Raw genomic sequence first — 11246 nt, forward strand, 5'->3', positions numbered from 1 at the left:
ATGACAATCGCGGGATCGGATTCCCAAGAGTTCGTTAGGGAAAAAAGACGACTGGAAAGGCTGTCGTCACGATGGTTAGCCATGGATATTGTATAGACAGATCCGTCTGCTAGGTGAACCGCCTTTGAACTATCCGTGATATTTTCGGTTTTTGTTTTCATTTAGCTATAAATGTTAATGATTGGCCGTTTAGCGACAACAAGCAACAGTGCCAAAACCGGCGTGGTTCACCTGTGTTGACATCAACGTAATACTCCTGAAGTTCTGCAAATTGGTTGTGTTCTGTACTGGCTCTCTTTCGTAGTCGAGCTTTGTTAACCTCTATAATGCCGTGGCACTGATCACGATGAATCGAATACGACATAAAGGTAATAGCGAATGTGCCTCCTGCTTTACTTATTTTCCGCATTTCAGTAATAGCCTCGTAGATTGTCATAAAAAAACATCTTTGATTTGATACAAAGATGTTTTTATTCTTTAGGTGGATAAAGGACAAAAAAACTGCTAGAATATGGATATCTTTATCAAACACTATCGATGCACTATGGAGACTAAAACTAATCGTATCTTCTTAATCGGAAACGGATTTGATCTGAGTCATGATTTAGAAACAAGTTACAAGAGTTTTATAATATGGTATCTTAAAAAAAGCGTAAAGAATGCTCTCGAAAGTGGAATTAATAAATACACTGACGACTGTCTTGCTGTAATTGTTGGTCCCAATAAATTTGCGAATCCTCTGCGCCACAATGAAGTTTACAATGAACTTGAAGATCAAATATCGAGAGGTAAGTTAAATATCATAGATAAACCACGGACCTCTGGCAACTCGATTATAAATCGAAATCCTTCCAAAGTTCATAATATCTTATCATTTTCTCCGCAAAACAGGTTCATTAAAACTATTCTCCAAGAGTGTATGGAATGTGATTGGAACGGAATCGAAGATGAAATATACAAGACTATTATGACTTCTCACTTCAAAATTCAGAAATTTCAAAGAGAAAATGCGACATCGCCGGTTGCAAAGAAAGCAGCAGTTTATCCTCATACGTTAGCCGAGATTCAAAAATTGAATAAGTCTGTTAATTGTTTAAAATCAAGTCTTCAGGAGTATCTGACAACTCAAAATGTTCCGAAAGAACATAAAATTTATTTATTTGAAAAGGTGGCTTCAACTCTAAGTTACGAAGTGCCTGCTGAGGTCGATTTAGAAGATCCTAAAAACCTTTCGACAAATCTTTTCTTAAACTTCAACTATACAACTTATGTCAAGGATATTGTTAGGGAAATCGAAGGCATACACGGGAATCATGGCACTGTTTTTCAAACATTAAATATCCACGGTGATCTAGATTCTGACGTTGAAGATGTTGTTTTCGGACTTGGCGATGAGCAAAATGATTTTTATCAAGAGATAGAAAGTAATTACGATGATGCATGGTTGCAGTGTATGAAATCATTCCACTATTTTAGAAATCAAAATTACCAAGACCTTTTAGGTTTTATAAAACGAGGCAACTATGAAATATATGTGATGGGCCATTCATGCAGTATAACGGATAGAACATTGCTTAATATGCTTTTCGAAGATAAACATTGTGAAAAAATTCATGTATTTCATTATAACGGTATGGCCTCCTATTTGCGAACAACGTATAATATTGCACGCAACTTTACTGATAAAGTAAAAATGAGAGAGGTTTTAATGCCTTTTAACCCTAAATTAACAATGCAATAGCAATGTATAGTAGATTGGTTATCCCCTAACACCTGAATCTGAAAGATTCTGAACGGTTCTAGATCTAACCAAATTCCGCCATTCCCGTCGCATTAACAAGTATTTAAAACTATCTGATGGGTTAGTTGATTCCAACGGCAATCTATGGATCGGCAACTTCTCAGAAGATTTGTCTTTTGTCGTGACGGAGGATCCGGATTTATTTGGAACAATCTTCGTTTTAGTTCCTTCTAATGACGCTTTAAGTGGTTTGCATTGATATCGGTCGATAATAACTTCCGGTAGTTTCCTGTTTGAATTGGAAAATAGCTCCTGCATAAATCCATATTCTTCTGCTTGACCTATATTCCCCTGATTTAACGACATCAAATGCACGCGCCAACCAGTACGTTTCCCACGACGTAACGGTTTTCCCTCTTGGTCGAGGTCAAATTTGTATTCTATTGCTTCTTTAAGCTGAGAAGCATAGTCGACCCCTGCTTTCTTCAGATTGTTTCCAGAACGATCATAGTACATTTTGATCACCTTCTCGTCGTGTTTGTCAAAGTATTCTAAAAAGTCATTAGCGAGGTGATGAATCCACTGTGGAGAGAGTGTGTACATAAATTTCAAAACACGGTATTTGTTTGCGGGTTTCATCTGTGCGATTGTCATCGACATCATATTCCCGAAATCCATCCCTATGTCAATTGATTTTTTACGATCAAGGTATTTTAATTCCCTGCAGTCTGTCATGTCGTTAATTCCAAAGCGTTCCGCCCATATTGGATCAATGCCATCTTCGTAAAAATGTCGTTCGCTAATATTTGCATAAAAGCGGTCTCCAGATTCAAGCGAAGGCTTCAACGAGAGTACAGCGGTGTCAACGTCTCCCAAATCGGACTCAATCGCATCAATAAACCAATCGGGCGTCAAGATGTCGATATTCACTAATGACGAGGCTATAAAAAAAAGAGTATGCCCATCTTTGTGCATTCTCGCGGATTTCCATCGCTCGCGCCAACGTTCCTCGGTACGGATTTTCTTTACTACTTCCTCGGTATCATTCTTTTGTTCAAAATAGACACGCTCCTGGATACACTCGTTTAGGACAAATGCTGCTTTTAGAATCCGTAGAATACCGGGTTTCTTCATCTTATTAACCTGCTTTAATATCCAGTCGTGTTCCCCGATATTTTTTGTATTAGGCATATCTGTTGTAAATGTATGACCTCGATAAAATACCGATTTACCATATTTGACTGCATAACCGCGTACGGCTTTAATTAGATTCGCGATTTTATGCTCGGGAAAATATTTAACCTCGTCGCCAATAACGTGGACATAGGACCGCCCAGCTAACGAGGCGGGTCTATCTAGCGATCCAAAAGTAATATTTAAGCCGGTGAAAAAGACCATCGTATGTTTATACGATACAATTCGATTATAGGGCTTCCAAAAATGCTCTCGTATATTATCTGGTAGATCTGCTTTTTCGATTTCTGTGAACTCAGGCACCTGCTTGCCCATAACGTAGTGCACACCTTCTTTAAAACCTTTTCGTTCGAGCCCTTCAATTATGGAAGGGAGAACATTTTTCTGAAGGTTGGAATACGTATCTGAAACCCATACAATAGGTGCACCGGGAAGGTCATAAACCATTTCAGTTAATCTCTCAGCAACAACCTCAGTTGTTTTAGCCGACCCCCTGCCCAGAATTAAATATACAAATCGAGTAAGTAACAGTGCTGCAAATTGTGCAATCCAGTTTGAATATCCAACCGTGACATCATTTGTTATTTTTATTTTCGGTCTCCAGGCCATTATATAATTAATTATTTTTTGTATTCTTCTTCGATTCTGTCAAATTTTGCTATAATATCTATTTGATCTATCATCGCGTCCTGTCTCAAGGATGATTTAACTGACTCCGGTTGATCAAGAGCATCAATTTCGGCAGCAAGTTCATTTCTGTTGATGGAAGGTAGACCTACGAGATTCGGATCTAGGGTATATACTTTGGTCGTAGGCAGGTAAATTTCTTTCGGGAGCTTTTCAATATCGGGTTTATCAAGTTCCTGCATGGTTGCAGCCTGCTTCATTAGATTTCCGTATACTTCCCAATCACGTGACGACTCGGCATTGGCGGCGACAACATTGGCAGCATTCTCTAGACGTTCAGCGTACTTATGTCGTAGTGCTTTTTTGTTAATGTTGCGATTTCCATAAAAAAGATTAACAGCCTCGTCATACATTTCAGAGGCGCGCTGATGTTTTAATTTGTAGTTTTTGACGAAGAAATCGACTGTAGCTCTGCGACCGTATTGATTATCCATGTCGCGCATGAAAATCAACGTATCAATATAGAGTTGTTCTTCTACAGAAATATCCATAGTAGCACCTGACTGGAGATAGTCGTTCAAACTCTCCAATACCTTTTTGTTTTCGAAGCTTCCAAAAATGTCCATTTTGGATATTTTGAATGCTCGGGTTCGCTTAATTTCATGGATTTGCTTCTGGGCAGGAACGTCTCCTCCACGTGCGAGATCGTATAGAGCTAGTCTCTCGTCTGCATCCTGTTTTATTTTACCGGCCTCCAATTTTTCCGAGAGAAAACTATTTGGATCCGAAGAAATCTGTTTAAAAAGCGTTTTGTTGATGTTAAAATAAATAGCGATTTGCTCATACGAAAAATCAAGAGCTGAAAGGATTTCCAATTTATCCCATTCCTCGTCGGTAAGATTTAAAGAAGCGTGTTTTATGGTAGTGTTAGCCATAAAACAAAAATGACGCTAAATGAGCAGTAGAGAAAGGACGGAGGTTCTTCTCTATTTTTGTCTTATGACTTTTATGTCCTCAGCGTCCCAAAATACAAGTTCTTGCGAATCATTCACGGAAACAATCTCAATGTCTATCTTTTTATTTTCGAGTTCAATTACAATTACGCTACTTTGAAACGAAAGTTCGAAATTGTAAATTATGCATTCGTACGTTGTATAATGTTCCTCAGAATCATGTTTTATCGGGTTTGCGACATGTAGATCTATCGCGAAAGTTCCTTTAGTTTTTATGTTTATAAAATATTTACTCCCTTCTGTGTAAATTACTTCGTAATGTATTTCCTGTATGTAATAGTTTAGAAAATCATGAAATGAAGGAACTACCTTGGTCTTTGTAGATAACGATCCGTAATCATACTGTACATCATCCAAGAAATGATTTGTTTTTTGTTTTATGTCTGATTCATTACCCTTTAGAATAATCTCAAACTGTTTAATAAACTCGATAGTAATATGGTCTAATTCTTTGTGTTTCTCTGATATATAGGAATCTAATTTATCGATGTCGCCGAGCAAAATATAATCCGCATTATAATTCGCAAGATCTTTATCGGTAGAATAAACGGTGCAATACACTTTTGCCTTAAAGAAATACTTTTTTAAAGCTGATAAGCTGACGGCGTCCGGAAATTCTGTCTTTTTCTTCTCGCTGAAAGGAGGGGTTCGTTCAAAATAGCTAAGCATAATCTCATCGATGTCAGCATAGCTGTTTTCAACAACTTTTACTTTGTTGTCTTTAATCGCCTTATCAAAAACATTCTTAAAAACCTTCGGCACACTGCTAGTTGATTTTAGCCGATTGTAATCTTCGTTGTAGTTTGTATTTGCTAAAATTGTATAGGGCTTTTTCTTCAGAGATGCCTGTAGTTCTTGAAAACTCTTATTAAAATTAGACAATACTTCTTCGTATACAACCTCTGTAATAAATACATTGATCATATTGTGTTTTGACAAATTTAGAATACTTTTTATCGTACCACCTTCTAAATAATTATACCTAATGAAGATAGATGAGTCTAAAAACAAATTATCCATCTCCAATTATACGAAAATTTACTCCAATAGCCTGTTAACTTCTGCCAGTACCATTTTCAATTCCTTGATTTTCTCCTGTCGACTGTGCACAAGATCCGGACGGTTCTCCTTTTTTATTTTGCTTTCGTTTCTCCAGATGGAATACTCAAGGTTCTTTTTTCTCTTAAAAAGGTCCACCGTTTGGATGTTTCGCAATTCTTTTATGCGTTGGTATTGCGCGAAAATCTTATGCTCCCCTAATATCTTACCAGTGTCTTTATAATATTTAAGCTCTTTATAAATATCGTGATTGTAAATAAAATTGATTACCAGCGCTCGCACAGTATCTAGTTGTTCTACGGCTGAAGTTGATTTGGATAGGCTATCATATTCCAGTATGCAATTTCGATAAACAGAAATCTTATCAGAAATCAACAATTTCATTTCCGGGGGACAATCAGGGTCGGAAAGAAACGGCCACTGGGTCCGGATTGCATATTTATTCTCGTCTTGTTTGCTTTCAATTTGTTTTCCGGATAGGGAACCGGCAATTAAAGGGATATCTAAAGGTAATCCGGAGGTGTTTAAAAGAGCTACCCTAATAACTTGGAGATGTTTATCTGGATTCTTAGATACTATACGAGCTACTGGTAAACTTGGTTTCGTATAGTCCATAAATAGGCGAAGGCCGACCGTTGGGTCGGCTCCGCCTAAAAACCAATTATGAACAAGATTCTTTAATTCCATACGGGTTAATATGTTGATCTTTTTTTATATCGCTCAGTCGCTTTGTCCCCAACCATTGCGCCATATTCTTTGATCGCGTCGAACGTGGGGCATACTTTCACCCATTCTCGTTCCTCGATGCGTTCGTTACCATTCAGATCCGTACTTAGATCTCTATGTCCGACTATGGTGATATCGCTCATGTCCTGACCACTGTCATGTAGTTCCCATAAAGCGTTTGAAATAGCTTCTTCAATCGATTTTTTTTGTTGAGATGTCCGAGTGTCACCATATACATACTGCGTTTTACCGCTCGTATCTTTATATGTTTTTATCAGACCTCCTTTATAACAAATATGAATGGAATCCGAATTATACCCTTGTACACCATTGGTTATCTCAGAGAAACCTGCAAGATTTTCGATTTTACCATCTGCTGATATCAATCGATGATAACCGACCTGTTTCCAACCAAGATTTTTACGCCAAAAATCTAGAATCGATTGTGTCGTTTGATCGGGCCAGCCACTTGTACAATGTAGAACGATACGTCTGATCTTTCTCATATGCTTTCTAATTTTCGAATCTGGACGGTACAGGGTGAATTTCTAAGAGGTTTTTTTCAATTGACGACCATCCCTTAGAATTGCAATTGATGAATTTTCGTTTATCAAAGATCGATCTCAACAACTGAGGCTCAACGTCCGATCTGTATACTGATGCCAGGATCGTATCCTTTATGGTTCCATCAACCTGTATCGGTCTCGCGTCGGGGTAGACCTCATTGAAATATAAAGAAGTCAACAGGTATCCGTTGTCAAGCGCATTATATTTTTCAATAATTTCAAGGAGTTTCTCTGCGTTCAATAACATTGGAGTATGTGTACCATATCGGTGGGTAGGTAGATTGATAGACTCTAGTGCCTTAGCTGTTCTACGGGCATTTTGGTTATACAGATTACCTTCCTTTCCCATGTTTTCAAGTTTTCCGAATGCCTTTAGTGTTTGAATATCATGAACGAAAGTGGATCCTAGCAAGAAAATATCATCGTTCGTTAAAATGAAATCACCGGTAATAATTCCTGAAGCGATGGCCGTAAATATTTTGTGGGTGACGTCCGCCTGCGGATTCCGGATCATACTCGGGGACGGGCAATTACATTCTTCTTTCACTAAATATACCTCGTGCGGGATGTGGATAATTTCAGGAGAGAACCAGTCTTCCCTATCACCGACAACAACGACGTCGATTTGCTCTTTGAAATATGTTTCCCAAGTCCGGAGCGCATATTTCAGTTCTTCGCCTGCTGCTTCGGATTTTAAATATGGAATTAAGATCTTGATCTTAATGTTTTGACTGTCCACCGGTTGGGTTTCAGATTGCTCTTGATCATTATTGTCTTGAACTGATTCAGGTTTAGGCGAAGTCACCGCTGTGTATGTACCATCGTTATTCTTTACGACTAACGTTTTTTTAACAAGCGAGTTTAATATTCCGGTGACCGAACCTTTTGCCACACCTGATTTAGCTGTTATTTCTTCGTGGGAAGTCGCTCCATCGTGAAGCGCTCTTAACACGTTCTGTTGATTTTCTGTTAATTCCGACATTGGATAATGGTTTTAATTGTTGATTAGAAATATGGCCCTGCCCAGATAGGGAAGGGCCATATTAAAATTGAGTAAGAACTGTTAAACTCCTCCGCCTGCCGAACCGGAACCGGCGCCAACAGGATCAGGTGCCAATGCCGGAATTAATCCGTCATAAAACGCTGATTTGTATTGGGAGCGTAGTCTGGTAGACCAGGTTAATGTTGTTTTAACGGCTTCGTTGTTATCTTGTGCTTCAACCGTGAAATAGACTGGGTTACACTTCCATCCGTGAAGACGTTGACCATTTTGATCACCACATTCAGAAGAGATGACAACGAATGGTTTTCCGATCCATTTTTGAACAAAGTGTTCAAATTCCAGAGAATTCCCTGGATGATCAAATACAATTGTCTGAAGGAATCCTTCTGCATCAGGATCTCCTTCTTGGGTGTCCACCCGTGAAATCGTCTGGGCTGTAGCGTACATTCCGATTCCAACAGCTCCAACCGCTAGGGTAATATCACCCACAGTTTGAATATCGTCTTCGCCTCTGGTTGGCCAGGTAGCAATTTCATCGTACGGAACCAGAACGATTAGCGATGATTTTGGACGTGGGGCACCTTTTTTTTGTTTTAAAGAAACTCTAGTATAGCTCATTTTCTTAATTTTTAGATTTTTATAGGTGCAGCACGGAAAGATAAACTAGGTGTGCTGCACCTTAAAACAGGTTGATTATTAAATGCCTCCTCCAGCTGATGCAGAACCGACAGCTGAACCCTCATCAGGAACAGTTCCGTCAGGGAACGCATTTGAAGGGCTTAATGACGCTTGAGGATCATATGCATCTGGAACGTATGCGAAAACGGCTTCGGCTATCTGGAATCCGACTCCTAACCAGAACTCACCAAATAAGCGAACCTCATAGTTGTGTTTTTGAACATCGTTGATGACATTGGGAACTTCATTCTTATGACGAAGTTTTACCATGTTTTGTTCCGGTGTCGAGAAAACGATAGGGGAACCTGTCATACCATCTAGCGCAACTAGCGTATTGACAGAGTAATCGATTTTTGTCGTTCCGAAATCTCCGGCCTGACCAGAATTGGTTCCCCATATCTTCTTATACGCACGTTGGTACCTGCGGTACACTTCTGGAGAAACGTAGATGTTCATCTTCTTGTTCCGGTAAAGTGGAATAAGGTTGTCGACAAATGTCTCGAAGAAAGTCAAGACCTCCTGATCCGTAGCTGTTACCCAGTTGATCGTTTGGGTCGAGAAATTTATTTTCGATGCAGCCCCTAATGCTTTCTGATCTACGAGGATTGTTTCAATACCGTCCATGCCGTCCTCAGGATCTGTAGCCTCGTCTGTCGTAGATTCTACATATTTTCCTTTGAAGATCATGCGTAGTTCGATGTCGTCAAGAATCTGTGGATAGATGAGCTCTTCCCAGATATACTTGGTTATCGGCATTTGATCTGGCGATAGACGCTCGTCGTACAAATGGAATAGGTACGAGTCTAATACCTCGGCGGGGATAATCGGAACGTTGATTTTATGACGACGGTTTTTTATCGTCAGCGGTGTGAACTTCGTGTTCCCCTTTGGCGTCCATTTGGCGGTGAACTGTTGGACAACAGAATTAATCTGAGCCTGTACAGCCCGATGTTCTGTTGTAGCGGGAATTGATTTGAAGTATTTCGAGGAAGTAAATCCCGTGAACATTTGACGAACGATTTCCAAATTGTTCCCGTTCTGCGATAGATACGTGCCAAATTCAGTGCGAACAGCATCTACATCTATTGTTTTCCCTTGAGCAGAAAGCATGGATCCTGTACCGATGAAAGCAAATGCTGCTGCATAATGAGCCGCTTTGCGCATTACCGACATTACTTTTGGAACACCAGCTTTACCTTCGAATTCGTTTGTGTCCGCTTGAGGCGCTTCCTCTGGCGACGCCATTAGAGCAGCAATCAGCTCGCGGTTACGGTGATTCTCAGCAACAGCTGCCTGTAATTGTGTTGCCACTTCTGTTGTAGCTTCTTCCGCTTCTGGAGCGAATACTGCACGTAATGCATCACGAAGATCATTAGCAGATGTCTCCGGGTTAGGTGATGATAGAGCAGCACCGAATTTTTCGGTAAACGCTTCGCCATATGCTGCGGATAACGTCGTCTTTTGCTCATCGCTGAGTGAAGAGCCCAAGTCTTTTTCCTGGATCTTCAAAATCGACAGCGCTAAGGTTTTTGCGATTTTAAAATTAAACTTCATTGTAAAAGGGGTTAAGGTGATTTAAGATTATGAATTAGCATAGGCTTGGGCCATAGCGTAGTTAATTGTCTCCTGTAATGTTCCAAATCGATCCGCCAAACCAACATCGATCGCTTGTTGACCAGTAAATACGGCTCCTGAAAGCAGTCCCGGAGCATCGAGTGTCAATTTTTCGCCTCGGTTTTCTTTGATTGCATTTTGAAAATGGACTGCCAGTGGATTAAGCATTTCAGATTTTATCTGATCATATTCGCCTTTTAGGAATTTTTGAAAGGCGAGGTTCTTGTCTGCGGATTGGTCAGCGTATACCTCATGATATTTAGCTCCTTTTTCTTCGTAATACGGCACCATATCGAGCATTGAGATCATTACACCAATTGAACCAACGGTGGATACCTGCTTATTGTCCAGAAAAATTTGATCACAAGCGGAAGCGATCCATTGACCCGCTGAACAAGCGTAGTCGACATGTGCTATGATGGGCTTTCCTTTGGCTTTTACGAATTCAGCCGCTTCCAGCATTGGAGGTACTGAATTTGTTGCTCCTCCACCGGTATCGATATCCCATACAATTGCAGATACGTCTTCCCTAGCGGCAAAATGTTTCGTGTAATAGGCGATTTCATCCATTCCATATGTGCACATCGTGCCATACTTTAACATCGTTCCCTTGACAGGCAAGACGATCACGCGCGATTCTTCCTGTATGGAGTCGTCAGCGTCTGATTCGCTATCTCCACTGTAAGATTTGATATCGATATGATCAATCTTTTGAAGGTTGGTTGTGTATATGTCGGATTTGTTGATTAGTTCGTTGACCTGCTGACGCATGCCAATGGCAATCTCAGGAGCCATAAAAAACGTTCCTCGTAAAATTGCTGACATAAGGTGTTGTTGCCAGTTGGCTAAGCTTCTCCTTTGCATATTACATTTGTTTAATGCAAAGGTTCCTTTAAATGGGTAGGTGAGAAAGGACGTTTTTAGAGGTTCACATCAACGAAAACAGGCTATAATGCGGGGATTATGGCCTGTAAATAAATATGGTATTCGCAGATAAACTTACTGATAAATTAAATTGAGCGGCT

Annotated in this window: 11 protein-coding genes; 1 reads left to right on the forward strand and 10 read right to left on the reverse strand. The window is 39.8% G+C overall.

The window, feature by feature from the left end; genetic code table 11:
* Positions 1-157 precede the first annotated feature (157 nt).
* Positions 158-436: a hypothetical protein gene (locus HP439_RS14740; protein WP_172391103.1), complete on the reverse strand. Its 279-nt coding sequence runs from the start codon at positions 434-436 to the stop codon at positions 158-160.
* A 108-nt stretch (positions 437-544) separates the two neighbouring features.
* Here HP439_RS14740 and HP439_RS14745 point away from each other — a divergent pair, with 108 nt between their 5' ends.
* Positions 545-1741 carry an AbiH family protein gene (locus HP439_RS14745; protein WP_172391104.1) on the forward strand — a complete coding sequence of 399 codons (1197 nt, stop codon included), beginning with the start codon at positions 545-547 and terminating at the stop codon, positions 1739-1741.
* An 18-nt stretch (positions 1742-1759) separates the two neighbouring features.
* Here the strand turns inward: HP439_RS14745 and HP439_RS14750 are convergent, their stop codons facing one another.
* The 9 genes from HP439_RS14750 to HP439_RS14790 form a co-directional block, all read right to left on the reverse strand.
* Positions 1760-3544, reverse strand: a complete 1785-nt coding sequence (locus HP439_RS14750) for a hypothetical protein (RefSeq protein ID WP_172391105.1) — start codon at positions 3542-3544, stop codon at positions 1760-1762.
* A gap of 11 nt (positions 3545-3555) precedes the next feature.
* On the reverse strand, positions 3556-4497 hold the full coding sequence (locus tag HP439_RS14755) for a hypothetical protein (RefSeq protein ID WP_172391106.1): 942 nt from the start codon (positions 4495-4497) through the stop codon (positions 3556-3558).
* A 51-nt stretch (positions 4498-4548) separates the two neighbouring features.
* Positions 4549-5595 (reverse strand): PIN domain-containing protein, encoded by a 1047-nt coding sequence (locus tag HP439_RS14760; RefSeq protein ID WP_172391107.1) that lies wholly within the window; start codon positions 5593-5595, stop codon positions 4549-4551.
* 18 nt (positions 5596-5613) lie between these two features.
* Positions 5614-6321 (reverse strand): hypothetical protein, encoded by a 708-nt coding sequence (locus HP439_RS14765; RefSeq protein WP_172391108.1) that lies wholly within the window; start codon positions 6319-6321, stop codon positions 5614-5616.
* A 5-nt stretch (positions 6322-6326) separates the two neighbouring features.
* Positions 6327-6866, reverse strand: a complete 540-nt coding sequence (locus HP439_RS14770) for an N-acetylmuramoyl-L-alanine amidase (RefSeq protein WP_172391109.1) — start codon at positions 6864-6866, stop codon at positions 6327-6329.
* 7 nt (positions 6867-6873) lie between these two features.
* Positions 6874-7908: a MarR family transcriptional regulator gene (locus HP439_RS14775; RefSeq protein ID WP_172391110.1), complete on the reverse strand. Its 1035-nt coding sequence runs from the start codon at positions 7906-7908 to the stop codon at positions 6874-6876.
* An 81-nt stretch (positions 7909-7989) separates the two neighbouring features.
* On the reverse strand, positions 7990-8547 hold the full coding sequence (locus HP439_RS14780; RefSeq protein WP_172391111.1) for a hypothetical protein: 558 nt from the start codon (positions 8545-8547) through the stop codon (positions 7990-7992).
* Positions 8548-8625: 78 nt separating this feature from the next.
* Positions 8626-10161 (reverse strand): hypothetical protein, encoded by a 1536-nt coding sequence (locus tag HP439_RS14785; protein ID WP_172391112.1) that lies wholly within the window; start codon positions 10159-10161, stop codon positions 8626-8628.
* A 27-nt stretch (positions 10162-10188) separates the two neighbouring features.
* A complete protein-coding gene (locus HP439_RS14790; RefSeq protein ID WP_172391113.1) occupies positions 10189-11085 on the reverse strand; it encodes a S49 family peptidase in 897 nt (298 codons plus the stop codon).
* Positions 11086-11246 lie beyond the last annotated feature (161 nt).

It is taken from the genome of Sphingobacterium shayense (assembly GCF_013179575.1).
Classification (GTDB): domain Bacteria; phylum Bacteroidota; class Bacteroidia; order Sphingobacteriales; family Sphingobacteriaceae; genus Sphingobacterium; species Sphingobacterium shayense.